Genomic DNA, 25,048 nt, shown 5'->3' with positions numbered 1-25,048 from the left:
AAAATGGGCCGGCCACCCAGCACCCCCGGATACCCGGTGAACTGCAGGCCTGTTATCTCCGTTTTATTCTGCGGTCCTGATCTGACTCTCGATGACCCACTTGTGGTTGCGCATCGTCATACCACCAGTGGCCAGATCGGCCATGTGCACCGTTTCTTCTGTTGAGTAGTCGATGTCGCTTCCGCCCCTTTCATCCCCTGCATATGCTCAGCATCTAAGATCACCTCGGTCCCCTCCGGCAACGGAGCCTCACCCGGATCCACGAGCTCCTCGGGGACGATCCACCGGTGATCTGTGATCGGCTCCCCACCAGCCGGGGTGTAGCTGACCGAATACGTGGTGGTGTCAAAAGCACTTGAGATCCTTGCTGTGGCTCCGTCCGTCCCGGGCATATGATCAGCCATGAGAATCACCTCGATGCCCAACGGGTAGGTCGGATTATCCGCCACGGCAATCCCTGCTGGCGGTGCACCCCCGTCTCTCGGATGATCATATCTTTCGGCATTCATGTTCCCGGAAGACATGGGTTGATCGTGTATGGCGAATTCGTCGGATGCGGTGTCATCGGGGCAGGCGGCCAGCACCAGGGTGGAGCTCAGGGCGAGGGTGACCAGAGCAATGGGGTGTTTCATGATGATGCCTGCCCTTGGCCTGATGCCTGCGGAGTGGGGTTCCGCCTGATCTTTCCTTCTCTCACGGAGAGGGGACTACCGGATAAGCTCGGCTGTTTTCCCGACGGAACCAGACATTTCAAATATTCGATGAGAGAACAATTGGAACTGCACGGTGAGTTTCTCTCTGCCGCCTGCTACCCGAAGGGGCAAGAGTCTGGTGGTGTGGGGCGAGTGCTGGCCAGCGGCGGGCTTCCGCATCCGGCCAGAGTGGCTCGGTTTCCCAGTTCACCGGCCCTTCTGAGGTGAAGATCCCTCACCGGCCGTGTCGTCCTGTTCGATGTGGTCTTCATCCCCACTGGTGGGGCTCCGCTTTTTCTCCCCTGAGGCATTAACGTCCTGATGCTGTGTCCTCAAATCCTCTCCTTCATCGGCAAGTTTTTCCTGCGTCCTCTTCTGCTTCTCCACTCCGGCGGTATCGCGTGGCGGGAGCTGAATATTGTCCGCGGCAGGCAGATCAGCCTGCAACTCCCGGGCCCGTTCCACCTCCGCATCTATCTCCACACCCAGCAGCAGCATGATGTTAAAGACCCAGAGGGTAAAGAGCAATGCCATCACACCACCGATGACCCCATAAGAGCTGTAGCCGGCGAAGAACGCGAAGTAGACGTACAAGGCACCGCTGACAATCACAATGCCGATAATCGCGACAATGGACCCAAGACTGATCCAGGAGAACTTAGGAGGCTTAACATTGGGAGTGAAATAGTAGAGAGTCGCGATCAGCACAATGATCAACACCCCAATAAATGGCCACTTCACCCAGGCCCACACCGGGAGGAAATGACGCAGGAGGAACTCCAGTGTGCCGCCTAACCCGAGTGGTTCAGCGATGGGACTGAGCAGACCAGACACCAGCGTCTCATTAAGAGCAAGCGAAACCAAGATCACCACAATGCCGAACAACATCGCCAGAGTGGTCAGCAGCATCGTGCCGGTCTGCTTGATCAGACCTCGCCCCTCGGCACGGTTGTAGATGATGTTGGAGCCACGGGAAAACGCCTTGACATACGCTGAAGCTGACCAGAGTGCAGTGGCGATACCAATGATCAAGGCAATCACCCCACCGGTGGCCGAGCCGATAAGGGTATCCACCAGATCGGAAACCAGCACCTGGTAATCAGCGGGGACATATTCGCGGGCGAATTCATCCACCACTGTGGTGACGGTGCCCGCGTTAGAAGCAAAGACCAGAGAAATAATCGAAAAGATCGCCAGCAGAGCCGGGGCCAGCGACAACACCGTGTAGTAAGTCAGCATGGCCGCAAGATCAAGACATCCGTCGCTGGAGAACTCCTTCGTCGACCGCTTCAGCGCGTATGCCCAACTGGAACCGGCGAGCTTGGGTGGGGTATCTGGTTTTTGATCACTTTCCGGTTCAGGGGCGTGCACTGAGTCCAGAGTGTCTTCAATCCGGTCGTTCGACATATGAGGTCCTTTCCTTTTTCCGGGAACGGGAAAATCATCGACAGGTAGGTTCCCACGATCTTTCCTGGCCAGCCATTATCTGTTCTTTAAGAAAGAGCGGTTCCTGGCATCCTTGAGTTCGGAGACGCGGCGCTTTTCTTCTTCCGGCGCATTTTCCATGTTGAAACAGCTACTCTCCCCTTCCGGGGTGCGGTTGATGTCTGCGCCAATTTCAACCGGGTCCTTGCTCATGGGTTTTCCTGAAGACTTTCGCGGGTCCAGGGCAGACCCTCTCCTTCTTCCACCTGATTTTTGCCCAGCACCGCGAACACTGCAGCGCTAACCGCCAAGATACCGTCCGGGATAAAACATCAGCACGAAGAATCTCGCTCTGCTGGCTGGAGGGGGTGCACCCACCGCTGCTTTACCCAGTTTCCTCTCCTGCACGGTGAGGGCTGATAAATATGGCGTAGCGCCGAGCTGTGCAATGGCGGGCGTCGTTGAGCAGTTGCCCCAGTTCCTGGGTGCTCCAACGGGGTTATTTTCCGGGTCCGACGCAGCGCGTTCTCCGCGTGCTCAACGGCCGGATCATCAGGGAGCGTTCTCCTGGACCTTTTCGGTTTCTTTCGGACCCGCGGTCTGACTGGGACGATTATCATCCGGGTGCATCCTCATCAGCTGAAGCTGATGATCTGTGTCCGGGAGATATCCCTACGCCCCAAGATGCCTCTGTTTTTCGGCCTTTGGGGTTAAAGTCCTGAGGAGTGAAGAAGAAAGCTCCGCCCCCACTCCCCTACAGATAAGGGAGGTGGGGCGGAGCTCTTGGCTGTCTGGAAACTACCGGCGATGCTTATTCAGCCAGTGCGGTGATCACCGGTTTGAAGGGGGCGCGTTTCTCCTCGAATGCGGAGATCTCATCAGCCTTGCGCAGGGTCAGTCCGATGTCATCGAGACCCTCCATCAGGCGCCAGCGGGTGTAGTCATCAACATCGAAGGTGTAGGTGTTGGTGCCGGCGGTGACGGTGCGGGACTCCAGGTCCACGGTCAGCTCAAGGCCGGGCTCCTGCTCCATCTGCTTCCACAGCAGGTCAATGTCCGCCTGCTCCATCAGGGCAGCCAGCAGGCCGGACTTGCCGGAGTTGCCACGGAAGATATCGGCGAAACGGGAGGCGAAGACCACCTTGAAGCCGTAGTCCATCAGGGCCCAGACGGCGTGCTCCCGGGAGGAGCCGGTACCGAAGTCGGGGCCGGCCACCAGGACGGAGCCGTTCTTGTAGGTGTCCTGGTTGAGGATGAAGTCATCCTGTTTGCGCCACTCAGCGAAGAGGGCGTCCTCGAAACCGGTGCGGGTCACGCGCTTGAGGTAGACCGCGGGGATGATCTGGTCGGTGTCGACATTCGATCTGGTCAGCGGCACGCCGACACCGGTGTGGGTGATGAATTTTTCCACGGATGATTCTCCTTAGTTCGCGGCGGTTTCGGCGAGGTCTGCCGGGGAGGACAGGGTGCCCCGGATGGCGGTGGCGGCAGCGACGGCCGGGGACACCAGATGGGTGCGGCCACCAGGCCCCTGACGACCCTCGAAGTTACGGTTCGAGGTGGATGCGCTGCGCTCCCCCGGCTTGAGCTGGTCGGGGTTCATGCCCAGACACATGGAACAACCGGCGGTCCGCCATTCTGCACCAGCTTCGATGAAGATCTGGTCCAGGCCGGCCTTCTCCGCTTCCTGCTTGACCCAGGTGGAGGAGGGAACGACCATCATGCGTACATCCTCGGCGACCTTCTGTCCCTTGAGGATTTCGGCGGCGATCTCCAGGTCTTCGATGCGCGCGTTGGTGCAGGAGCCCAGGAAGACAACATCGACCTTGATATCGCGCAGCGGGGTGCCGGGCTCCAGGTCCATGTAGGTCAGTGCCTTCTCGGCGGCTGCCTTGTCATTGTCGTTGGTGAAGGACTCCGGGTCCGGCACATTCTCGGACAGGGGCAGGCCCTGGCCGGGGTTGGTGCCCCAGGTGATGAAGGGGGTCAGTGCGGAACCGTCGATCTCGACGACGGTGTCAAACTCGGCGCCCTCATCGGTGGCCAGGGTCTTCCAGTACTCGACGGCAGCGTCCCAGTCGGCGCCGGTGGGGGCCATCTCGCGCCCCTTGACGTACTCGAAGGTGGTCTCATCCGGGGCGATCATGCCGGCGCGGGCACCTGCTTCGATGGACATGTTGCAGATGGTCATGCGAGCTTCCATCGAGAGCTTGCGGATGGCTTCACCGCGGTACTCGATGATGTGGCCCTGGCCACCGCCGGTGCCGATCTTGGCGATGATGGCCAGAACCAGGTCCTTGGCGGAGACACCGGGCTGCAGCTCGCCGGACACCTCGATGGCCATGGTCTTGAAGGGCTTGAGGGAGAGGGTCTGGGTGGCCATCACGTGCTCGACCTCGGAGGTGCCGATGCCCATCGCAATGGAACCGAAGGCTCCGTGGGTGGAGGTGTGGGAGTCACCGCAGACAATGGTCATGCCGGGCTGGGTGGCGCCCAACTGCGGTCCGACGGTGTGGACGATGCCCTGACGGACATCACCCATGGAGTGCAGTCGCACGCCGAACTCGGCACAGTTCTTGCGCAGGGTCTCCACCTGGAGACGCGAGATCTGGTCGTTGATCTCCAGCAGGCTACCGGTCTTGATACCCTCGGTGGGCACGTTGTGATCCTCGGTGGCCAGGTGCAGATCCGGGCGACGCAGCTTGCGGCCGGCGGCACGCAGACCATCGAAGGCCTGCGGCGAGGTCACCTCGTGGAGCAGCTGCAGGTCAATGTAGATCAGGTCCGGATCGCCGTTCTCACCCTTGGAGACGACGTGGTCATTCCACACCTTCTCGGCCAGGGTCAGCTTCTGGGTCTTCTCAGGCGCTGTCATGGGGAGTCACCTCTATTCTGCACACACCACAAGAATCGGGCTGAATTCTCATAGTATGGGATGCTAATATCGTTGTATGGGACAGTATAGCGCATCAACCCCCTCCGGCATCAAGGTTCTCGACCGTGTGGTCGCCATCATGATGTCCGCAGCCGACCATCCCCGTTCGCTGGCCGAACTGTGTGAGGATACCGAACTCCCCCGGGCCACCGTGCACCGCCTGGCCACCGCCCTGGAAACCCACCGCATCCTGGCGCGCACCTCCGATGGCCGTTGGTCCATCGGCTCCGCCCTGGCAACACTGGGCGCAGGTGCAAAAACCCAGCTTATCGACGCCGCGACCCCCGTCATGGCCGCCCTCATGAACCACACGGGGGAATCGGTGCAGCTCTACCAGCTCACCGACACCACCCGCACCTGCGTCGCTGCCCAGGAACCGCCCTCTGGTCTGCAGAACACCGTTCCAGTGGGTTCCCAGATGAGGCTGACCGCCGGTTCCGCCGCCAAGGTATTCCTCGCCCACTCCAGCGAGCAGCTCCGCGAAGCCCTGCTTCCCGACGCCGCCTTCACCGCCGCCGAACTACGCCAGGTGATCGAACAGGGCTGGGCGGAATCCGTCAGCGAACGCGAACCAGGTCTGGCCAGCCTATCCTCCCCGGTATTCAACTCTGCCGGACTTTTCCTGGCGGTACTGTCCATCTCTGGGCCAGCGGAGCGGTTGGGACCGGAGCCCGGGGCCAAGTGGTCGACCGAACTTCTGCAGGCCTCGGAAAAGCTCAGCGCAGCGCTCTAGACTCGGGGACATGTCCCGCACCGATGTCCTTTCCCGGCATATTTCCGCCTCCCCCAACCAGGTTTATACCGCCCTGGTGGATCCCAAAGCATTGTGTTCCTGGCTTCCGCCAGAGGGCTGGAGCTGCCGCTTCGAGGGCTTCGTCCTCAGCGAGGAGGGTGGCTTCCGGATGATCCACAGTGATCAGACCTCCAACCGGACTGATGTGCTGGATGCCCACTTCGTGGAGATCATCCCCGAAGAAAAACTGGTGATGAACCTCAGTTTTGAGTCCGAGGATCCGGATCTCGCCGGCACCCTGCAGATCATCTGGGAACTGGCGCCCCTGGCCGGCGGCAGCCTCCTCACCCTCAGTGCAAGAAATGCCCCGTCCGGGATCACCGCGGAGGGGCAACGCGAAAGCATGACCACCGCCCTGGCCAATCTGAGTGACTACCTGACTCACCAAGCCTGAAGCGGGGCAACGAAAAATCTCCCCCAGGAATTTCTTCCTGGAGGAGATTTATTTTGTACCCCGTACGGGATTTGAACCCGTGCCGCCGCCGTGAGAGGGCGGTGTCCTAGGCCGCTAGACGAACGGGGCTAGATCAGACTGTGACGATTGCTCGCTGCGGTCTGAACAAAGATTAAACGATAAGGTTATAGTTCAACAAATCCGCTGATCAGGGGAGTAAACCAAGACAAAGAGAAACCCGCCCCCTGGGAAGCTGGGGACGGGTTCTGCAGTGGCCGAACCTTGGACGATTCCGTTACCTTCGACCTGCTGCCACCGCTTTCCGACGTCGTGTGCGGAAGTATCTGAGATGCGAGGTAGTGATGCTTCTCGTCATCCCGTCCGCCTCAACCCTTAAAGGGAATAATGTGCCGGGTGTGGGTTATCGAAGGTCGTGATTCGTGGGGTTCGGGTGACACTCTCGATACGTCATATACTCGGTTAGCTCCTACTTCACACATCTCTAGTGCTTGGAAGTCTGGATTATGGCGATGCCCGCTGCCGGGTGAACGCCTACGAGGTGTCCGGAAGTTGTGTTGGTTCCACTTGCCGTCATTCGCTCTCCAATCCGTTGATTCCAATGTCTCCGGAGGCTTCCAAGTGGCCGGTAGCTAATCGGTCAAACTCCACGGTACCGATGGAGCCTTGCTGTGGATTTCTCCGTTACCTGAAGCATATGAGTGCTACATCGGTTTGAAAAGAGAGTGAACTCAAACAGGCGCTAACATGTTACCCAGAAATACCCCCTGTCCCCCGAAAGCCAAGGAAAACCAGCCTTGACTCGTTCGGGTGCGGGGGTGCTCTTATTGGGAGCAAGAAGAAGGCCACCACCTCCGTTAGAAGATAGTGACCTTTTCTTAATCGTACCCCGTACGGGATTTGAACCCGTGCCGCCGCCGTGAGAGGGCGGTGTCCTAGGCCGCTAGACGAACGGGGCGCAGCGAATTTCTTCGCAGCTGGCCTACCAGGACTCGAACCTAGAACGACGGTACCAGAAACCGCTGTGTTGCCAATTACACCATAGGCCATTGAAAACGCGCATCAGAGTGTATCCCCTAGTGCTGTTCAACGAGGAATACTATAACCACAAGGCCGTGATTCGACCAAATCGCTCCCCAGAGCCCACCCCGAAGCGGGAAAATCCCGAAACTTTCCGGCGGGATGTCCGTGGCCTCCGTGGACGGACGATATTCATCAGCCGCTAAGCAGACGCAACGGGACGGCCAGAGAAGTAAAAAATGGGAAGTTGTGGCCCGGCAGGAGATCACCATCAGTTCTGGCTCGGTAATTATTTCTCCTGAAATAGGATCCCCACCTCAGACCTCTCCCCCACCTGACCATTTCCCCGTCGCACGCCAATCATCCCGCAACATATACGAGGTGCTGTCAAGCGCCACTAAACCCTTGAAAAGGGTAAAACTAACAGGGCTAATGAGATAAATGTCTCCAACAGGATAGGTCAGCAGCCGCCGGCGCGCTCTTGCAAGTCGGAGTAAGTCAGAGCAAGCCGCCCTATGCCAACTCAACGATGTCCCACGTGCGACTCCAGTTGTGCGCACACCCACTGAAAGTCAATGCGTTCCTGCTCGATCCGCAAGCATCGCCCCCGAGATCGCTCACGCAAATAGCTCAGCGTTTGCTTTTCCCCCGGAGCAAGATTCGCGGGGTCATATGGCAATGCGGTGGACTCCTCGACCGCCAGTTCCTCATGCCGGATGGCAGTGTCCAGATCCATCAGTACTGTCCGCATGGCCGGTAGAACTGCACGGGTCTTGCTGACCATGTTGAATCCGTGGGAGTCTAGGTCGCCCCAGTAGTACACATTCTTATCAGCCAGCCACCCCAATTCAGTCACCAGCGTGTCAGCGCGGTACCCGCCGCCGAACAGCACCCAGGTCCCCTTGATCGGCGGCAAGGCCAGGAAAGAATGATGGTTTTCCATAATGATGACGTTGTCCGCAGCTACATGTCGGGGGGATAACTCCTCCACCCGACACAACACATGACTGAAATCCCCCACCGGCAGTGCAGGATCTAACGTGCGTACTTCCACCAAGACAGGTTTCTCTCGGAAGCCCTGCAGGGGATAAACGGAATTGACTGCCACCCGGTGAGTTTCAATCCATTTCGTATCCACCCCTCGGATGGGCAATTCACGGATGTAATAACCCGCCGAATCATGCTCCCGTAACCAGCGAATCACGGCTATGTACTGGCTGATCTCACGGTCGTTCCACTGCGCCCACGATTGCGGATTCGCAGCAAGCGGCGCCCGCACCTGATCCCCCAACGCGTCGACAAGCAGGTCCAGTACCTCAAGCAACCGCATCCATTCATCAGCACGGCCGGCGGCCGTCGCGGCAGCAGCCGGAGTGTTGAATACCACCTTGGCCGGCACTTCGTAGGTACCCAAGTGTCCGATGCGTTTGCAGACTGTATCCACCATCCCTGGGTAACCGTCCCAGTGCGCCAACCAGTTCCTTACTGCTCGACCTCCATCGACGGCGACATCTTTGGCTGTCGGCGGCTGTAGCCCTATGGCGCGCGGGGAGAACTCACCTCTTAACCACGTCCGGTAGTTGTTCCGGTAGAACACCTCAGCCTGAGACCGCACGTCTTCCTGGTACTTCACAGTTCCTCATGTTCCTGAGCTTCTTCAATGGTTAGTTGGCTGCACAGGGAGTATTTACGGTCGGGGCATTCCACCAACAGCACACCGCCGATATAACTCTGAACAGTCTGCAGGAGCTTTTCCGGCGTAGCCATGATCATGTGGAAGCCGAACTCGGTGAAGGCGTCCAAGGCAGCTCTGGTGAAGGTGGCATCGGCCCGATCAAAGGCTTCGTCGAGGATGATGGTACCGAACTTCGAATATGTGGACCCTTCATGTTGGATCATGGCGTTACGAGACCGAATCTCAGACATGCCCATACCGCACAGTCGATATTTCAGCGCGGCAGCTAGGCAGAACGACGACAGCTTTTGAGCCTGACCACCGGACAATCCGCGGGATGACTCATACACGTGTCCACGTGTCCCGTCGTGCTTGATTTCCACACCATGAAAACGCACATGCCGGCGGGTATCAATGCGCATGTCACGCACTCGTCGAGGATTGGTGTCTGAGACCGTCAACTCGTGGATTAGTTCCCGCATCTGCTTGAAGCGATCCTCACTCATCGCCAAGTCCCCAGGGATGAGCGAACCCTCAATTGTATTTTTGAGCTTCTCGATGAAATCCGTGGCAATCTTCGGGCGGTCCTCTTTCACCTCAATCTGCAGGTTCACACCGGGGTAAAACTCCACCTCATTGAGAGTCTGGTTGATGTTGGCAATCGAGTTCCGCGTAGCGGACGTCGCACTGCGGATGTCACTGTAGAGCTGAGAGAGGGGTTGAATGGTGTCGTCGTGCAGCTTCTGATGGAACTTATCTTCATATTTGGGGAGGTTCTCGGCTTCCAGGTTATCCAACTCAGCCACGAAGTCACGGGCCCATTCCGCATTCACTCTCAGGTCGCTGCGGCGGTGTCTCCACTCGTTCAGATATTTTTCCATCGTGTTGATGATCGCGTTATTGAGGGAGGATTCCGTGCCTCGCAGCTTGCTGCGTTCCTCAACGAGTCGAGCACTGACTTCGCGGTGAACGCGCTCGACGTTATCCGAGGTAATTGACTCAACGAGCGGCTGAGATCGCTTCCTCAGCTTGGCACGCACCACTTCGTCGACATCAGGTTGCGCCCCCACTTCCAAGACCACAACTTCCAGCTGTCGGTTGAGCTGTTCGACTTTGGCCTCATCGACGTGGATTCTCCGGCTCACGTTCTCTAGAATCGACGCCTCTGCTTCTAGCTTCTTCTGCTCGTTCCGCAGTTCAGCTTTGAGCTGTTCACGCTTAGTGTCCTTGCTTTCAAGCTGGTCCAAGTGGTTTTGTGCGCGGTGAAGTCCCAGGTTACGGGTCGGTACATCAATATCGGCAAACGCGGTGGTTTCCAAGAGGCGTTCCATGACGGTGCATCTGTGGTCATAATCAGCGATCTGCTTCTTGAGTTCGGCATCGTTAGCCTCGAGGCCCGCCAGCTCCTCGCGAAGCTCACCGACATGCTTCGTCAGATGCTCGATTTTGAACTCAACATTCCCGGACAGCACCCACTTGCGGTTGTCCCTGATATCGAAACGGTCATCCTTGGTGTGGTTGGCACCGTCTTTGATTTGGCCTTCTTCCGTCACCGCCCGACGAGCCTCATGGAACTGATCCATCGTGACGGCGCACAAGTGGTCGAAACGAGATGACAAGCGGTACTCCAAAAACGCACGGAAGCGTGTCTCCTTGACCTCGAACTTACTGGCCAACGAGTTGCGTGTGAATGGCACACTGGCGCTGTATTCGTCGTCTTTGGTGATCTGGATGTACTGCAGACGGGTGCCCAGGTGCTCACTGTTCACAAACTGGGACACCTGCTTGTAGTGTTCCTCGGGCACCAGCATGTCACGGGCAAAGCTGAACATGGTGCGTTCGGCAACCGGCTGCCAACGCTCCTTCTCCTCCTCACGCACGGCAATGAGGTCGGCGACGAAGGGAAGCTCGCGGGCTGGAATACCAGTTGCTTCGCAGATTCTTGCTTTAACCACCAATTTGTCATGGTCCATGCTGGAGCGATTCTTCTGCGCCGACTGTAATTCCGCGATCACCTGCTGGAGTTTCGGACGGGTGCTCTGCAAGTTGGTGGAAATCTGGATACGTCGCTCATCCGCCAGGTCACGGGCTGCCGTGAACTCATCGAGTTTTTCAGCAAGTGTCGAACGTAGTGCGAGAAACTCTGATTCTGTGGCGGGGAGTTGCTTCCCAAGACTGGTTACACGGTCATTAAAGTTCCGAGCATTATCCTCCACAGTGTGAAGCTGATCCTTCAGGTTCGCCACTTCGGTTTTTGCGGCGCGGATAGCTTCATTTTCATTGCCATCCAGAGCTCTCTCCAGGCCGGTAATGGTGGAACGGATCCTGTCAACGGTTGCCTGTTGAATTCTCTTCTTGTTGTCTTGTGCCAACAACTCCTGGTTTAGAGCCGCGATTTCTTCCTCAAGATATTGTTCCTTGGCATCCGACATGAACCGTGGCAGCGCATCAATTTGCTCCTGAACCTCTGCTACGACGTTGCGAATTTCGCGGCGTTGTTCGTCCGCCTCGCGGATCGGGATAAGGCATTCAATTTGGCGGCGCGCGTTAAGAACAGCCTGGTAGGCAGTTTCCAGCTCGGTGAAATTGTCCACCGCGGTCTTAGCGGCGTGGAATGTAGCGGGCTCGGTCAGCATGAATTCCCGGATCATGGAGTTCAGATCACCCAGGTTTTTGGTGGATTGGGCCTGGTGCAACAACTCCCATGCGCCCAGGTCAGCCACACCGATCCGGTTGCTGAAGTCGATGAGGAATTGTTTCTGACGGTGCTCAATGCAGTAAGCCTGCGGGAACAGCCTTTTAGCCGTACCGACGTCGAGACCGTTCTTGGCGAGTGACTCGAAGTTCTCGATATCGACTTCTTCGGGCAGCGTAATGAAGAGACGTTTAATGTCCGCGTCTGAGTGTGCGGAGGCACGCAGGAACATCAGATACACCACATTGACGGTGGAGCCGAGTCCGTCGCGGTAGGTCAGAGAAATGCCCGACCAGGTGGGCCCCTCACGGAGGTAGGACTGAGTGATCTCGTTGAATTCTGTGCTCTCTTCATTTGCCCATGCGCCACGGCAATAGGACACCAGGTTCCGTCCGCCCGCGTTATCTTTGTCTGCCGCGGCATTGAATCGACGCTTCTGAGCATGCACCAGCACCGCGGAAACCGCATCGATGAGCGTGGACTTGCCGGAACCCGATGGGCCGTAGATCAGGAAGCCATCCTCCGCAATATCAAACCGGGTGACGCCGTCGAATGTGCCCCAGTTACACACCTGCAGGGTCGACAGCCGAAACTGTCCGGGAATTGTTCTACTCATCGTCGCTCTCCATCAATTCATCCACCACGGTGGTGTCCATGGGTGTCATCTGCTCCAGCATTTCGCTGTAACTCTGATGTACCGCCGCTATTTCCTCTGCTGAGAAGACACTGGCCAGCACGGGAGACACCTCCCACCGCCCAGCCAGGGGGGTGCTTTTGACCACGCCTCGGCTGGTCAATGACTTCCAGGCACTATCGAAATCAGTGCGCTGTTTGCTTCGGTCGGTACCCCTGTTCTGCTGGTACGGCAGGGTTTCCTCGAAGACGTGGTTGGCATCCACGATCGTGCGCTCCCCGCTGATGGTGTGTGCCAGTTTCTTGCGGAGATTCAGCACTATTGCGGTCTGGATGTGTGTGAGAGGTGAGCGCCGGAAGAGCGAGGGTGCGCCTTCCGGCAGCAGCTCCCAATCACGAAGGTAGGCAATCTCCCCGACCTCGTCGATGACCAATTCCACCATCAAGTTGCCCAGAAAAGCGCGGAAAGCACCTACTGATCTTAATACTTCGTGGTACATGTCCTTATCCTGAGCGCCAGAGATGAAGGGGCCATGCAGGAGCCCACGTATCGCGAGCCGTTGCTCAGGAGTGAAGGTGCTGCGGTCTCCGGAAGCAACACCTGTCCAGTCAAGGGGATGTCGGGCATGCTCTTCGTTGCCGAGGGCCGCACTGTCAGCGCCATCCTCAATATCGAACTCGAGGTTGTCATCGTCGAAGGGGGCGAAGAAGTCAGGCATTGGCGTTGTCTTTCATGGTTGGTTGGTCGTCCCATAGTTGAGTCACGGTCGGGACATATTCGCGGAACTCGTAAGTTGGGTACCTGGCTTGCAGCAATTTCCCCTCGGGTGATGTCCACCGCAGGAGTTCAGTGCCCTCTGTACGGTTACCGCGTTGCCGGGCGAGCTGGATCAGTCCCACCACACTGGCCAAGCCCTGAGTGGCTGGCCGAGACTGAAGAACCTCCGCGACGGTGGGTTGTTGTCCTTCCTCAACAAGGTCATTGATGGCGAGGTGTAATTCGCCCCAGTCCACTTCCGTGTCGCGCAGACGCGCCCGAAGCTCTTGCGGATCAAGATGTCCCGGTTGATGAATCGGCACGTTGGTCTCAATGTGGAAGTCGGCGGGATCACGCAGGGTCCATGATGCGGCGGTACTGAACTGACCTCGGGTCAACCTGAGATCTATATCCAATGTATGACGTGTCTTACCGCCATTCTTGGTGAACTGCAGCGCCGCGACTTCCACGTTCTTGATGGAATCGAGCAGACCTTTGTGCGATTCGTTTTCCCGGGACTGCACGAATCGACGCAGGGAGCGTGACAGCCTGGTCTTCGCCTCCTGTACTGCACCAGCCGACGAGCGCAGCGTGGTCATCAACCCCCACAACAAGGCTTGCTCTTCCCAGTCCAGGTTGGTGATGAAATCACGCTTCAGAACCTCGGAGTGCGTCGCCTCAAACCTCGCCGACTCCTGATGGTCAAGTAAGAGACGGTAAAAGCCATTGAAGGCCTGGCCAGCATCTGATTGGTCGATGAGGTCCAGTCCGTTGAAAAACTCCTCAAGCACTTCGGCGCCACGGCGGTCATCAGTGAGGATCTGTTCGCGCAGCTTCAGGTCTTCGCGTTCAATCTCCGATTGCACCCGGGCAAAGTCAGTGGGAAGGTCTCGAATAAGGGAAATAACCTCGCGCGCCTGTTCGACAGCATCATCGGTGTCTACCATGCGCACGCCGTCGACTCTGATCGAATCGATGCGCCGTTGCAGTTCATCGCGTTGCCGCTCCAGGCGTTCGATGGCACGGTTTTCATCGGGATCCGTATCCGCTTCCAGTGCACGCAGACTATTAAAAACATTGCTCAGCCGGGAGCGCGTGACAGCACGTTTAGGGGTGTGAAGTTGTTCCACGAAGTCATGTGCCAAATGGGCTCCGGGCGACAGTTCGTACAGCTCTTCCAGCGCGTCCTGCGGGGCCCGGCGGGTGAGAAAACCGCTGCGTACCCATTCTTCGATATATGCCTCGGTGCTGAGCTTGAGCTCGAGTCCGGTCTGTTCTCGAACCTCCGGCAAGATTTGAGCAGTCGCAGCGAGGAGCTCGGAGCCTGGAACCTGTCGATTGTCACCCCGGAATACTGCGGATAAAACAGTGAGGATGGCTGGGGCGTTCTTCGCGCGCAGGAGTGCCCAAGCCGGCTCTTTAGCTGCAAGTTCACTAAAAGTCAGGGCATTAGCAATTGTTCTCTCCGCACTCATGGGCTAAAGGATAACGTGCGCCCCAGACATAGCTTATCTGCCACCTACTGGAGTCTCGAATAAGTCATCGAAACGTTCTTGCGCAGCGACTCAACACGCGATGAGGACCGGACTCCCCGACTTATTCCACGCCAGAGTGAAATGCCAGTTCTCAGAGCCTTGAGCGACGTTGATGCTCTCTTGCCACGATGTGAGTTCTCGGTTCAGGGTGTCGATGTCAGATATCCGGCGGGACAGATATTGATGTGGCAGCACCGAGAGCTGAATCTGACTATATTGAGCCAGGAAGTCAGCTCCCGGGCCTTCCCCGCAGAGAAATATTCACGGAGCACCAGCGCGGTGGACTGGTGATTGTATATCCATATGCAGCTGCCGAACGATCCAGTCAACCCCAGCGCAGAGACTACCCGGCTTGGAAAAGCAGAAAAGCCAGATCCGAAGACCTGACTTTTCTGCATCTGTACCCCGTACGGGATTTGAACCCGTGCCGCCGCCGTGAGAGGGCGGTGTCCTAGGCCGCTAGACGAACGGGGCGCAGCGAATTTCTTCGCAGCTGGCCTACCAGGACTCGAACCTAGAACGACGGTACCAGAAACCGCTGTGTTGCCAATTACACCATAGGCCATTGAATTCTACGGGCTGTTGGCCCGCTCTGTTCAACGAGGAATACCATAACCTTAATGGCCTCAAAGCGGCAAATCCGCAGATCAGGGCCTGTCCCCCTGAGATTTCCGCCCCACCCCATCGGGCCCGGTAGATGCTCACCGCGCTCAGCGGAACTCCTGAAATTAGCTACTTCCCGATAACCTCCCCCAGATTTTCCGACCCTAACCAGAGCTCAGCTGCGTCGGACGTGTGGGAATTGGGTGCGCAAGCTCTGAACGCGTTGATCCAAAGATTGACCAATATATCGAATTTCGATATGTTTCTATCAAGTTTCGATATTAGAGATATTAGAGAGGTCTCTCATGAACTCATTTATGCTCTTGGCATTACGCCTCATCTTCGGGATCGCCTTCCTTGGCGCGCTGGTAGTGCAGGTGGTGCTCATCGTGGAGGTGATCGGCGCTCCCCTGCCCGGCATCGCCATGGGATTGCTGGTGATAGCCATCCTGGGGTGTGTGGAAGTGGTTATTTTCTGTGTGTTCCGCCTGCTGCACCTGGTGGCGGGGAACCGGATCTTCAACCGACAGGCTTTCCGCTGGGTGGACATCATCGCCATCACCATGGGTGTGACTGCCGTGTTGATGCTGCCCCTGAGTTATATCCCCGCAGAGCTTGATGACGCTCCAGGACTGGTTCTCATCGGCCTTCTGCTCGCCATGCTCATGGTCGGGGTGGCTCTGCTGGTTTATGTCCAGCGCACCCTGCTGGCCCAGGCCGTCAACCGTGACACCCAGGCCCGGAAATTGGAATCCGAGTTGGAGGGCGTGATCTGATGACGATCATCGTCGACATCGACATCATGCTGGCCAAGCGAAAAATGGGCGTGGGTGAACTAGCGGAGAAAATCGGAATCACCCCGGCGAACCTTTCGGTACTGAAGAACGGCCGCGCCAAGGCCGTGCGTTTCTCCACTCTGGCGGCGCTCTGCAAGGTGCTGGAATGCCAGCCCGGGGACCTGCTGCGTTGGAGCCCGGAGGGGGACGCCGCGCAATAGGGCGTCGATAAGCATGCGAAAAGGCCGCCGAGAAACTTTCCTCGGCGGCCTTCAGCCAGCTGTACTACTCAGCTGCCACGTAGGGGGTTACCTCGCGGGCGGCCTTGAGTCGGGTCAGTGTGGACTCGCGGCCCAGCAGCTCCATGGACTCAAAAAGCGGCGGGGAGACGGCTTCCCCGGACAGCCCCACGCGCAGGGCACCGAAAGCGACGCGCGGCTTGAGGCCGAGGTCCTCGATCAGGGCCTTGTTGAGCGCGGCCTCGATCTCAGGGGTGACCCACTCCGAGACATCTTCCAGAGCAGCGATGCCGGCATCCAGGGGTGCGATGGCGGCCTCCTTGAGGTTCTTCTTGGCGGCCTTCTCATCCAGAACCAGGTCTGCGTCCTCGATGACCAGGAACTTCAGCAGACCCCAGGCATCACCCAGGGTCTTGATGCGGGTCTGCACCAACTCGGCGGCGATCTTGAACTTATCGGCCGGGTAGTCTGCGGGGAACTCGCTGAATTCATTGAGGTAGTCCCGCAGGCGCTTCTCAAATTCCTCGGCCGGCAGCAGTCGAATCTGGTCAGCGTTGATGGCCAGCATCTTCTTCTCATCGAAACGTGCCGGGTTGCCCAGCACATCAGCGATATCGAAGTTCTTGACCAGGTCCCCCACGCTGAAGACGTCCTGGTCCGCGGACAGCGACCAACCCAGCAACGCCAGATAGTTCAGCATGCCCTCCGGGATGACGCCGGCATCGCGGTGGTTGAAGAGGTTGGACTGGGGGTCACGCTTGGACAGCTTCTTGTTGCCCTCCCCCATCACGAAAGGCATGTGGGCGAACTGCGGGGTGAAATCGGTGACCCCGATGCGCTGCAACGCCTCATAAAGCGCCAGCTGACGCGGGGTGGAGGGCAGCAGATCCTCGCCACGCAGAACGTGGGTGATGCGCATCAGGGCATCATCAACCGGGTTGACCAGGGTGTACAGCGGGGAACCGTTGGCACGGGCCACCACGAAGTCCGGCTGGGTCTCCGACTTGAACTCCACCTCGCCGCGGACCAGGTCATTCCAGGACCAGTTCTTGTCCGGCATGCGCAGGCGCCAGACCGGCTTGCGGCCCTCCGCCTCGAAAGCGGCGATCTGTTCCTCGGTGAGGGTGCGGTCGTAGTTGTCATAGCCCAGCTTCGGGTCGCGGCCAGCTGCCTTGTGGCGCTCCTCGACCTCCTCGGCGGTGGAGTATGCCGGGTAGACTTCACCGGCGTCGATCAGCTTCTTCAGGACATCCTGGTAGATGTCCATACGCTGGCTCTGACGATAAGGCTCGTGCGGCCCACCCTTCTCCACACCTTCATCCCAGTCGAGGCCGAGCCATTTCATGGCGTCGAGAAGCGCCTGGTAGGACTCCTCGGAGTCACGGGCGGCATCGGTGTCCTCGATCCGGAAGACCATTTTGCCTCCGGTGTGACGGGCATAAGCCCAGTTGAACAGGGCGGTGCGCACCAGGCCCACATGAGGGGTACCGGTGGGCGAAGGGCAGAAACGTACGCGAACTTCAGACATGCCCATTATCGTAGACCACCCTCACCCCACGCTTATCGACGCCGCGCGCCGCTCACTGCCGGGCGAGAAAGTCCCAGGCCTCGAAGGCCGAATAATTCGGCCAGCCATGCACATTGTTGTCCGAGACGATCAACTCCGTCTCCGCGGCACAACCCTGCCACTGGGTGCGGCTCAACCCCTCCGCGATCTCAGTGCGCAGCGGCTCCGGCCCACAGCCGTTGATCTCAGCCTGCGTCGCGGCCATCTGGTTGGCACCCACATAGGGCTTGCCGTGGGCGATGTTGCCGTTGAAGTGGGAGAGGCCATCCCAACGGGCGTGGATGATCACCGTCGGCACCGGCTGCGCCGCGCACTGGCCGGAGACCGGGGTGCCCGGCTCATAGAAGATGCCGGAGACACTGGCCACGCCCGCCACCAGGTCCGGGGCAAAACAGGCCAGCGCCAGAGAGAAACCGCCGCCATTGGAATGTCCGATGGAATAGACCCGCTCCCGGTCCACTGAATAGTTCTCAGCGATGCGGTCCACCACGGCACGGGAGTAGGCGATGTCCTCCGCCATGGTCGTGGTCGCATAGGGTGCGCCGGCCCAGGCATTGCCGATGCCCCGACCATAGGCGACGATGGCATCTGAGGCATTCTGCAGACCAGTGTCGGTGGACATGTGCTCCGGGGAGATGTTACGGCCCGCGAAAGCCAGCCAGACCGGGTAGGACCGGGTGGGATCATAGTTCTCCGGCAGGGAAATGATCACCTCACGTTCCCCACCATCAGGCATGAGAACCTGCAGTGGGATGGTGCTGTCCGGGGTGATCTCCGGGTAGCCGGGGAAGTTCTTCGGCGCATTACCCGGTGCCTCCTCTTCCGGTGCGACGCTGGAGAGCAGGTCCTGCAGCACGGAGCTGGAAGAACTGGAGGAGCTTGAGGAAAGTTCCACAGGCAGTGCCTGAGAGGGCGCGGCGGTGGAGATTCCGAGCATCAACAGCCCGGTAGACAAGAGGGTGAGGAATCGTTTTTTAGCCACCTGAGCATGTTCGGCGACCGATCGGGCTAATGCAACTTCCCTCCCGCTAGACTTGATCACCATGCATGAACAGCGACCATCGACCGCGCCCGATTTCCTCCTCTCCCGGGCCCATGGATCGGTGCGTACCCAGGGGGCTCGTGAGACCTTCACCAACCCCTGGGAGGCGGTGGACGCCCTGCACCGAGGCGGCCTGGAGATGATCGTTGGAGCCCTCCCCTTCGCCCGGGAGGATCCCGCAGCACTGACCGTGCCGGAACACATCATCCGGGAGAATGGCCCCCTGGAGCCTCACTCCTACTACCGTTTCGGACCGGGCAGTGAACTGCACGCCACCCTGCTGGCACTGGACCCCGCCCCGGATGAGCACCTGGACCGGGTCAACGCCGCCATCGGAACCATCCGCAACTCCCGCCTCCAGAAAGTGGTGCTGGCCCGTGCCGTGGAAATCGGCTTCAACCCGCCGGTGGATCCCTGTCTGGTAGCAGCCCGCCTGATCGACAACTCCCATAACAAGGACGGCTTCATCGCTGACCTCAGCCCCGCCGGTGGCGAATTCGAGGGGCGCATGCTTGTCGGATCCTCCCCCGAGGTGCTGGTGCGCCGTCAGGGTTCCACCGTCACCGCCTATCCCCTGGCAGGCTCTGCTGCCCGGCACCCCGACCCCCAGCGTGATGCCGAGATCGGTGAGCAGCTCCACCACTCCGCAAAGGATCTGGAGGAGCATTCCTATGTGGTGGACCACCTCCGGGAACGGCTGGGCCCGCTCTGTTCCCGCCTGGACATTCCTGTGCACCCCGAGCTGACCCGCACCAATGAGATGTGGCACCTGGCAACCCCGATCATCGGCACCCTGCAGAATTCGGCCACCAGCGCCCTGGAACTGGCCCTTCGCGTCCATCCCACCCCCGCGATCTGCGGCACCCCCACCGATGCCGCCGAGGATGTCATCCGGCTGGCGGAGTCCGACCGTGGCTTCTACGCCGGTGCGGTTGGTTGGTGCGATGCCGCCGGGGATGGTGAATACATGGTGGCGATCCGCTGCGCCGAGGTCTCCCAGGACGGCACCACCGCCCGCGCCTGGGCTGGTGGCGGGATCGTCGCCGACTCTGATGCCCAGCAGGAATTTGATGAGACCACCGCGAAGCTGCGGACCATCCTGCGTTCCCTCGGGCTCTGAGAGAAGGTTTTAGCTGAGAGGTCAGGAGGAATCATTCTCCTGACCTCTTTCTTTTGGAACGTGTATGTAGGTGGGGACTTCTGAACGGGTGCCCCACTGCTTCGTGGCGTGAGCTGGGACGATGTTCTTGCGACACCCCCGGCGTGGTGGACATGTCCCGCCCGCGTCCTAGCTTCAGAATCGAACACACATTCCATGCACGAGCCTGCCCAGGGACGCCTATGCACACCACCCCACACCCCTACTGCCGCCACACCGACCCCACCGCCTGTTGGACTACCCACTGCAACGCCAGGACCTGACCTTCTGGACCACCGTCACCCCAGACGACGATGCCGATATCGACACCACCACCTCCCACCTCGCCGCCCCCACCGGATCACGTACAACTATCATCTGGGCCTGCTCGACTACCCGAAGCTGCGCACCATCGAACCCGCCCTGATCACCGTGGACGACCCCGACATCATCACCCAGGTCGACCGTCGCCGCACCCCCACCAAACCAGCGGAAGCCCTCCCGGGGCCGACAACCATCCACCGGTTCCTTACGCCACCTTCTCGGAGAACTCGCCCCCCCCCGGCCGCCGCCCACGCCACCACCCTGGCCTACCGGCCCACCGAGGAAATCATCCGGGCCTTGAAAGGTCGGGACGGGACCTGTCGAGGGCCAGAGGACTGCGGGATCGATGCCAAGGCCTGCGATGTCGATCACGTGCTCAACCACACCGCAGGTGGTCCCACCACCCCTAGTAACCTGCAGTGTCTGTGTCGCAGGCATCCCCTGAGGAAAACCCGTGGGGACCTGAACCTGGTGATGGATGCGCAGGGGGCGTGTAGCTGGGTGTATCCGGATGGTGATGTGGTGGTCACCCACCCGCGGGGGCCCTTGTCCAGTCCGAGCACACTGTTTGCACAGTCGTTTATGCAGCGTCGTACCCAACGGGTCAACAAACGCCGTACCGCCCCGACCCCGGAGGGACACACCCGGGAGGAGGAACCACTCTTCTAAACCAGAGCGGATCAGTGTTCCCGGACAGCCACCAGCACCAGGTCATCATGATGATGGGCACCTGCCCCGGTGGCGATATCCCGGCTGCTGAGCTCCAGCTTCAGCACGCGGAAATCATCACCCAGCTGAGAGGCCAACCATTCCGGCAGGATGATACCTTCCGCCTGCGCTGCTTCAGTCTGCCCGAAAACATGGTGGACCATGAAGAGGGTTCCACCGACCTTGAGGGACCCGCGCAGCTCGGCAACGGCTTCAGCCGAACGGGGAATCTGGGTGTAGGAGGCGGTGATCAGGTCAAAATCGGTTTCCCCTAATCCCGGGAAAGCTGCTTCGCGGGCCTCAGCACGAAGGTTGGTGTCCTCGCTCTTCGCGGCGTCGATAAGCGCCTGGGTGCGAGCCACGGCGGTGGGAGCGAAATCGATGCCGAGCGCTTCCCAACCCTGCCTGGCCAGCCACAGCAGATCGGCCCCCTCACCGCAGCCGATATCGAGGCAGCGGCCGGGGGCCAGATCTGATAATTCCCGCACCAGCGCCTGATTCGGCTCTCCCGACCATCGTGGCTCGGTCCCCGCATAGAAGCCCTCGGCATCCTGGCGGGAGTGGGTGTTGTGGTGCTCGTGGTGGCGATCCTGGTGCGTGGTCATAAGACCAGGGTACTTAGGCGTTGACGACCGGGTTCCCCAGCTTGCCGATGCCCGGGATTTCAATCTCGATGAAGTCACCGTCAAACATTGCGGCGGTGCCGGCCGGGGAACCGGTGGCGATGACATCACCCGGCAGCAGGGTCATGGAGGCGGTGACGAACTCGATGATCTCACCCATCTTCATGATCATCTGCTCCGAGTTGGAGTCCTGCTTCAGCTCGGTGACGCTATCGTGGGTCAAACGGGCCTTGATGTCGAGGTCATCAACGTTGATGGTGTTGATGTCGGTCTCAATCCAGGGGCCGAGCGGGCCGAAAGTGTCGATCCCCTTGGCGCGGGCCCACTGGCCATCGGCGAACTGCAGGTCACGGGAGGAAACATCATTGATGATGGTGAAACCGCGGACCACAGACTTCCAGTTCGCTGCCTTGACGTTCTTGCAGGGGCGGCCGATGACGACAGCCAGCTCACCCTCAAACTCGACCTTGGTGGCGAAGTCCGGAATCCGGATGGGTGCACCGGGGCCGACCACAGAGGTCGGGGGCTTGAGGAAGAGAGTGGGGGGCAGGGATTCCGCAGACTTCGCGAACACCTCTTCAACGTGGTCAGCATAGTTGCGGCCGATGGCGACAACCTTGCTCGGCAGCACCGGGGCCAGCAGCTTGACCTCGTTCAGCGGCCACTCGCGGCCGGTGTATTCAGGTTCGGTAAAGGGAGTGTCTTTGATCTCTTTAGCGGTGAGCTGCGAGAAATCATCACCCTCGCCTTCGATCGTGCAGAAACACATTCCATCAGGGGTTGCAATTCGTCCAAAACGCATGCCCTCATTGTACACGCATCAACAAAATCCGGAATCTAGAATCCCTTGAAGTGAACTCCTGTTCGCAATGCGAATGGCGCTTCTGGTCAGAATGAGAAATCCAAAGCGCTCAAACCTGGAGGCTCCTCAGCTTGTCCACCCGTCCGGCCGGAAGCTGGGCCAACTGCGCCAGGAAAAGCTCGGCACAGGCCAGGGCATCACCGAGCGCATTGTGGCTGGCATAACGCGGCAGCCCATAACGTTCCCGCACCCGGGCCAGGCGGAGATCCTCCCCACGGGGATAAGTGGCCATACGTTCCATGTGGCGACGCTCCATCGCGAAGGTATCCACGGTAGGCACCTCCAAGGGAGCGCCGAAATACTTCCGGCAGGCATGGGAAAGAAAATCCTGCTCGATGGTCGCGAAATGTGCCAACATCACCCGGCCCTGCAGCGCTTCCAGCAGCTGTTCCAGGGCCTCGCGGTGGCCGATGCCTGCGGCGATTTCATCATCGGTGAGCTGATGGATCACCGCCGAGGAACCCACACTGAAACCTTCATTCCCACGCAACACCACATAACCTGCCTGGGAAAGGTCGATGATGCCGGCGGTGACCGGCACCCAACCGATGGAGACCATGCGGTGCCGGTTCACCTTCAACCCGGTGGTCTCCACATCCACCGCCAGTAGATTCAGCTCCGAGGAAGGGGTATCCGGGTCCTGGGCGGGCACCTGGTAGAACTCCTGCAACGCCCCGATCGCCTGCTTGGCCGGGTCCCGACGAAACAGTCCCGTCAGCATCAGATATTCCTCACCGGGTACTGGGTGGCCAGAGCGTTCTGCATGCCCTTGATGATCTGGAAGGCATCACGCAGATGCTCCCGGTCCATTTTGCTCAGCTTCGCCGGGTCGATGTTGTAGTCGGGGGTCTGATCATGACGCAGCTGCTCCGCCTGGTGTTTGAAGGTCACCGAGCGGAGAAACTCAAAGGCATCCAGCAGATCATGGGCACCCCGATCGGAAACTGTTCCTCCCCCGGCGGCCAGACTCAGCCGTGCCCTGGTGCCCAATGCCTTGACCCCGGCCTGGAGAGAGAAGAGCCGCGCCATCTGCACAATGCCGGCGGTGCCGCCCTTCTTCACGTTCAGGGTGTTGGTGTAATCGCCACTGCGTTCCACCACCAGGCCACGGAAGAATCCCAGCGGGGGTTCACGTCGCACCGCTAGGGTGGCCAGATGTGCCTGCATCCGCCGCGCCCCACTCGCCATCGACACCGCTGAGGCATGCACCCGATCTGCCAGGCTCAGCTCCCCGTAGACCCCACGGATATCGAAGAAGGTCTGGGCGTGCAGCAATGCATCCGGATCCGGGGCAGTCACCCAGACATGGAAGGTCTGCTCCCACTCACTGAGTGTCTTGCGCCATTCCGGGTTCATCGCCATCATGTCACCAGGGCACAGCACCTGCCCGGCGCGGTCCAACCCGAGGCAGACGAATGCGCTGAGTTCGGCGAAGTAGGCTCCGTGTTCGGTTTCTCGGTAGGAGTTGTCCAGGATGAGGGCGTTGTCCTGGTCGGAGGCGAAGCCCATCTCATGGCGGCCTTGGGAGCCGAGGACGGCGAAGGCATAAGGTACGGGTGGGGGCCCGAGTTTTTCTTCTGCCAGTTTCAGTAGTCGGCGGGCGATGGCGTCGGCGACGATGGTCATCAGTCCGGCGGTTTCTTCTGAGGAGGCGCCGCGTTCGATGAAGCGGACACCGATTTCAGAGGCTTTGGTGAAGGAGCCGCTGAGTTCTTCCACAGTGGTTTTTCGGGAGACATCAGCGGTGAGGTAGATCGGGTCCTGGCCCATCAGGCGCATGATGTCGGCGGCGGTGACGATGCCGGTGACTGTTCCGTCGTCCACCACGGGAAGGTGGTGGATGCGCAGTTCCGCCATGACCAGCATCGCTTCGAAGGCCAGGGTGTCGGAGGTTCCGATCCGTGGGTTGGTGGTCATGATCTCGGCTACCGGCAGGTTGATGTCCATGCCTTCGGCCACCACCCTGCCCCGTAGGTCACGGTCGGTGATGATGCCTTCCAGGTTCTCGAGTGAGCCGATCAGCAGGGAGGAGACACGGAGTTCATTCATTTTTCGGGCGGCTGCCTGGATGGTGGCGTCTGAGGTGACGAGTGCCGGTTCCGGGATCTTGAAGTCACCCAGTCTGGTGCGTAGCACCGCCGCGGAGGTGTCCTGGCGTAGTTCTTCGGCCACTGCCCGGATGCGGCGGGATTGGCTGGAGAAGTAGCGTGCCAGGTCGGGGTGTCTTTCCGAGATGTCCTGGAATTCAGCTACCGGCAGGTTCAGCAGCAGGCAGTCCTCCACCGCGATGATGGTGTAGCGCGATTCGGGTTCCCCGGCCAGGGTGGAGTAGCCGAAGGAACGGCCGGCGTCGCGGCGGTCCAGCAGCACCCCGTCTTCCCCGAGTAGGTCCACTGCCCCGGAGCGGATAATGTGGAGTTGTTCATTGATCTCCCCGAAACGCAGGATCGTTTCTCCGCGGCGGGCGTAGCTCATGTTCATTTTGGCGGGCAGGGTTTGCAGTTCTTCGGCCGGTAACCGCAGGAAGGGCTCATTGTCCGCCAGGAAGGCACGGACCTCCTCAAGTTCAACGCTCATGGGCTCAGCTTAGTGGC

At 59.5% G+C, this 25,048-nt stretch carries 21 protein-coding genes, 5 tRNA genes and 1 pseudogene; 7 read left to right on the top strand and 20 right to left on the bottom strand.

The genetic code is table 11. From position 1 onward, the window contains the following. Window positions 1–63 precede the first annotated feature (63 nt). The 5 genes and pseudogenes from COCCU_RS06265 to leuC form a co-directional block, all read right to left on the bottom strand. Window positions 64–632 (bottom strand): annotated as a pseudogene (locus COCCU_RS06265) (DUF1541 domain-containing protein). 267 nt (window positions 633–899) lie between these two features. After that, window positions 900–2,099: a YihY/virulence factor BrkB family protein gene (locus tag COCCU_RS06260; protein WP_156230715.1), complete on the bottom strand. Its 1,200-nt coding sequence runs from the start codon at window positions 2,097–2,099 to the stop codon at window positions 900–902. Between the two features lie 75 nt (window positions 2,100–2,174). Further along, on the bottom strand, window positions 2,175–2,330 hold the full coding sequence (locus COCCU_RS06255; protein ID WP_156230714.1) for a hypothetical protein: 156 nt from the start codon (window positions 2,328–2,330) through the stop codon (window positions 2,175–2,177). 598 nt (window positions 2,331–2,928) lie between these two features. Beyond that, window positions 2,929–3,528 (bottom strand): 3-isopropylmalate dehydratase small subunit, encoded by a 600-nt coding sequence (gene leuD / locus COCCU_RS06250; protein ID WP_156230713.1) that lies wholly within the window; start codon window positions 3,526–3,528, stop codon window positions 2,929–2,931. 12 nt (window positions 3,529–3,540) lie between these two features. Next, complete coding sequence (gene leuC, locus COCCU_RS06245; RefSeq protein ID WP_156230712.1) at window positions 3,541–4,992, bottom strand: 3-isopropylmalate dehydratase large subunit; 1,452 nt, start codon at window positions 4,990–4,992, stop codon at window positions 3,541–3,543. A gap of 76 nt (window positions 4,993–5,068) precedes the next feature. On the opposite strand from leuC, the gene COCCU_RS06240 reads away from it, so the two are divergent. Then, window positions 5,069–5,785, top strand: a complete 717-nt coding sequence (locus tag COCCU_RS06240) for an IclR family transcriptional regulator (protein WP_156230711.1) — start codon at window positions 5,069–5,071, stop codon at window positions 5,783–5,785. Between the two features lie 10 nt (window positions 5,786–5,795). After that, entirely contained in the window at window positions 5,796–6,239 is a 444-nt protein-coding gene (locus COCCU_RS06235; protein WP_156230710.1) for an SRPBCC domain-containing protein, read from the top strand. Between the two features lie 56 nt (window positions 6,240–6,295). Here the strand turns inward: COCCU_RS06235 and COCCU_RS06230 are convergent. From COCCU_RS06230 to COCCU_RS06190, 9 genes are all read right to left on the bottom strand, one after another. After that, window positions 6,296–6,368 (bottom strand) — tRNA-Glu (locus tag COCCU_RS06230). A gap of 774 nt (window positions 6,369–7,142) precedes the next feature. Beyond that, window positions 7,143–7,215: transfer RNA gene (locus tag COCCU_RS06225), tRNA-Glu, on the bottom strand. 19 nt (window positions 7,216–7,234) lie between these two features. Next, a tRNA-Gln gene (locus COCCU_RS06220) sits at window positions 7,235–7,306 on the bottom strand. A gap of 494 nt (window positions 7,307–7,800) precedes the next feature. Then, on the bottom strand, window positions 7,801–8,910 hold the full coding sequence (locus COCCU_RS06215; RefSeq protein WP_156230709.1) for a Wadjet anti-phage system protein JetD domain-containing protein: 1,110 nt from the start codon (window positions 8,908–8,910) through the stop codon (window positions 7,801–7,803). Continuing rightward, window positions 8,907–12,263, bottom strand: a complete 3,357-nt coding sequence (locus COCCU_RS06210; protein WP_156230708.1) for an ATP-binding protein — start codon at window positions 12,261–12,263, stop codon at window positions 8,907–8,909. Before COCCU_RS06210 ends, COCCU_RS06215 begins: the two co-directional genes overlap by 4 nt. After that, window positions 12,256–12,999 carry a DUF4194 domain-containing protein gene (locus tag COCCU_RS06205; RefSeq protein ID WP_156230707.1) on the bottom strand — a complete coding sequence of 248 codons (744 nt, stop codon included), beginning with the start codon at window positions 12,997–12,999 and terminating at the stop codon, window positions 12,256–12,258. The genes COCCU_RS06210 and COCCU_RS06205 overlap by 8 nt, the downstream gene beginning before the upstream one ends. Continuing rightward, window positions 12,992–14,512: a DUF3375 domain-containing protein gene (locus COCCU_RS06200; protein ID WP_156230706.1), complete on the bottom strand. Its 1,521-nt coding sequence runs from the start codon at window positions 14,510–14,512 to the stop codon at window positions 12,992–12,994. The genes COCCU_RS06205 and COCCU_RS06200 overlap by 8 nt, the downstream gene beginning before the upstream one ends. A gap of 461 nt (window positions 14,513–14,973) precedes the next feature. Continuing rightward, a tRNA-Glu gene (locus tag COCCU_RS06195) sits at window positions 14,974–15,046 on the bottom strand. A gap of 19 nt (window positions 15,047–15,065) precedes the next feature. Next, a tRNA-Gln gene (locus COCCU_RS06190) sits at window positions 15,066–15,137 on the bottom strand. 343 nt (window positions 15,138–15,480) lie between these two features. On the opposite strand from COCCU_RS06190, the gene COCCU_RS06185 reads away from it, so the two are divergent. Further along, on the top strand, window positions 15,481–15,951 hold the full coding sequence (locus COCCU_RS06185; RefSeq protein ID WP_156230705.1) for a DUF2975 domain-containing protein: 471 nt from the start codon (window positions 15,481–15,483) through the stop codon (window positions 15,949–15,951). After that, window positions 15,951–16,172, top strand: a complete 222-nt coding sequence (locus COCCU_RS06180) for a helix-turn-helix domain-containing protein (RefSeq protein WP_156230704.1) — start codon at window positions 15,951–15,953, stop codon at window positions 16,170–16,172. The genes COCCU_RS06185 and COCCU_RS06180 overlap by 1 nt, the downstream gene beginning before the upstream one ends. 64 nt (window positions 16,173–16,236) lie before the next feature. Here COCCU_RS06180 and gltX read toward each other — a convergent pair whose 3' ends face one another. Continuing rightward, complete coding sequence (gene gltX, locus COCCU_RS06175) at window positions 16,237–17,718, bottom strand: glutamate--tRNA ligase (RefSeq protein ID WP_156230703.1); 1,482 nt, start codon at window positions 17,716–17,718, stop codon at window positions 16,237–16,239. A gap of 52 nt (window positions 17,719–17,770) precedes the next feature. Beyond that, window positions 17,771–18,739 carry an alpha/beta hydrolase family esterase gene (locus COCCU_RS06170; protein WP_197088452.1) on the bottom strand — a complete coding sequence of 323 codons (969 nt, stop codon included), beginning with the start codon at window positions 18,737–18,739 and terminating at the stop codon, window positions 17,771–17,773. A 61-nt stretch (window positions 18,740–18,800) separates the two neighbouring features. On the opposite strand from COCCU_RS06170, the gene COCCU_RS06165 reads away from it, so the two are divergent. The 3 genes from COCCU_RS06165 (at window position 18,801) to COCCU_RS06155 (ending at window position 20,930) form a co-directional block, all read left to right on the top strand. Beyond that, the gene (locus tag COCCU_RS06165; RefSeq protein ID WP_156230701.1) at window positions 18,801–19,919 is read left to right on the top strand and encodes an isochorismate synthase; all 1,119 of its coding nucleotides are present in this window, start codon (window positions 18,801–18,803) and stop codon (window positions 19,917–19,919) included. Window positions 19,920–20,190: 271 nt separating this feature from the next. Then, window positions 20,191–20,364, top strand: coding sequence for a hypothetical protein (locus tag COCCU_RS06160; RefSeq protein WP_156230700.1), 174 nt, complete (start codon window positions 20,191–20,193; stop codon window positions 20,362–20,364). Window positions 20,365–20,369: 5 nt separating this feature from the next. Then, window positions 20,370–20,930: an HNH endonuclease signature motif containing protein gene (locus COCCU_RS06155; protein ID WP_156230699.1), complete on the top strand. Its 561-nt coding sequence runs from the start codon at window positions 20,370–20,372 to the stop codon at window positions 20,928–20,930. Window positions 20,931–20,941: 11 nt separating this feature from the next. Here COCCU_RS06155 and COCCU_RS06150 read toward each other — a convergent pair whose 3' ends face one another. From COCCU_RS06150 to COCCU_RS06135, 4 genes are all read right to left on the bottom strand, one after another. Continuing rightward, the gene (locus COCCU_RS06150; protein ID WP_156230698.1) at window positions 20,942–21,574 is read right to left on the bottom strand and encodes a class I SAM-dependent methyltransferase; all 633 of its coding nucleotides are present in this window, start codon (window positions 21,572–21,574) and stop codon (window positions 20,942–20,944) included. A 13-nt stretch (window positions 21,575–21,587) separates the two neighbouring features. Continuing rightward, on the bottom strand, window positions 21,588–22,394 hold the full coding sequence (locus tag COCCU_RS06145; RefSeq protein WP_156230697.1) for a fumarylacetoacetate hydrolase family protein: 807 nt from the start codon (window positions 22,392–22,394) through the stop codon (window positions 21,588–21,590). Between the two features lie 109 nt (window positions 22,395–22,503). Next, the gene (locus COCCU_RS06140) at window positions 22,504–23,175 is read right to left on the bottom strand and encodes an exonuclease domain-containing protein (RefSeq protein WP_156230696.1); all 672 of its coding nucleotides are present in this window, start codon (window positions 23,173–23,175) and stop codon (window positions 22,504–22,506) included. Continuing rightward, window positions 23,175–25,031, bottom strand: a complete 1,857-nt coding sequence (locus COCCU_RS06135) for a DUF294 nucleotidyltransferase-like domain-containing protein (RefSeq protein WP_156230695.1) — start codon at window positions 25,029–25,031, stop codon at window positions 23,175–23,177. The genes COCCU_RS06140 and COCCU_RS06135 overlap by 1 nt, the downstream gene beginning before the upstream one ends. Between the last annotated feature and the right edge of the window lie 17 nt (window positions 25,032–25,048).

Origin of the sequence: Corynebacterium occultum (assembly GCF_009734425.1) — a bacterium.
Taxonomy (GTDB): domain Bacteria; phylum Actinomycetota; class Actinomycetes; order Mycobacteriales; family Mycobacteriaceae; genus Corynebacterium; species Corynebacterium occultum.
Note: the sequence above shows the minus strand (reverse complement) of the source record. Positions and strands in the feature narration are given on the sequence as shown.

Excerpts from the sequence above, each read along its gene's own strand:
- leuC (WP_156230712.1), bottom strand. The coding sequence starts at position 4,992 with ATGACAGCGCCTGAGAAGACCCAGAAGCTGACCCTGGCCGAGAAGGTG.
- COCCU_RS06210 (WP_156230708.1), bottom strand. The coding sequence starts at position 12,263 with ATGAGTAGAACAATTCCCGGACAGTTTCGGCTGTCGACCCTGCAGGTG.
- COCCU_RS06165 (WP_156230701.1), top strand. The coding sequence starts at position 18,801 with ATGCATGAACAGCGACCATCGACCGCGCCCGATTTCCTCCTCTCCCGG.
- COCCU_RS06145 (WP_156230697.1), bottom strand. The coding sequence starts at position 22,394 with ATGCGTTTTGGACGAATTGCAACCCCTGATGGAATGTGTTTCTGCACG.
- COCCU_RS06205 (WP_156230707.1), bottom strand. The coding sequence starts at position 12,999 with ATGCCTGACTTCTTCGCCCCCTTCGACGATGACAACCTCGAGTTCGAT.
- COCCU_RS06180 (WP_156230704.1), top strand. The coding sequence starts at position 15,951 with ATGACGATCATCGTCGACATCGACATCATGCTGGCCAAGCGAAAAATG.
- COCCU_RS06255 (WP_156230714.1), bottom strand. The coding sequence starts at position 2,330 with ATGAGCAAGGACCCGGTTGAAATTGGCGCAGACATCAACCGCACCCCG.
- COCCU_RS06235 (WP_156230710.1), top strand. The coding sequence starts at position 5,796 with ATGTCCCGCACCGATGTCCTTTCCCGGCATATTTCCGCCTCCCCCAAC.
- gltX (WP_156230703.1), bottom strand. The coding sequence starts at position 17,718 with ATGTCTGAAGTTCGCGTACGTTTCTGCCCTTCGCCCACCGGTACCCCT.
- COCCU_RS06140 (WP_156230696.1), bottom strand. The coding sequence starts at position 23,175 with ATGCTGACGGGACTGTTTCGTCGGGACCCGGCCAAGCAGGCGATCGGG.
- COCCU_RS06240 (WP_156230711.1), top strand. The coding sequence starts at position 5,069 with ATGGGACAGTATAGCGCATCAACCCCCTCCGGCATCAAGGTTCTCGAC.
- COCCU_RS06260 (WP_156230715.1), bottom strand. The coding sequence starts at position 2,099 with ATGTCGAACGACCGGATTGAAGACACTCTGGACTCAGTGCACGCCCCT.
- COCCU_RS06185 (WP_156230705.1), top strand. The coding sequence starts at position 15,481 with ATGAACTCATTTATGCTCTTGGCATTACGCCTCATCTTCGGGATCGCC.
- COCCU_RS06200 (WP_156230706.1), bottom strand. The coding sequence starts at position 14,512 with ATGAGTGCGGAGAGAACAATTGCTAATGCCCTGACTTTTAGTGAACTT.
- COCCU_RS06135 (WP_156230695.1), bottom strand. The coding sequence starts at position 25,031 with ATGAGCGTTGAACTTGAGGAGGTCCGTGCCTTCCTGGCGGACAATGAG.
- COCCU_RS06150 (WP_156230698.1), bottom strand. The coding sequence starts at position 21,574 with ATGACCACGCACCAGGATCGCCACCACGAGCACCACAACACCCACTCC.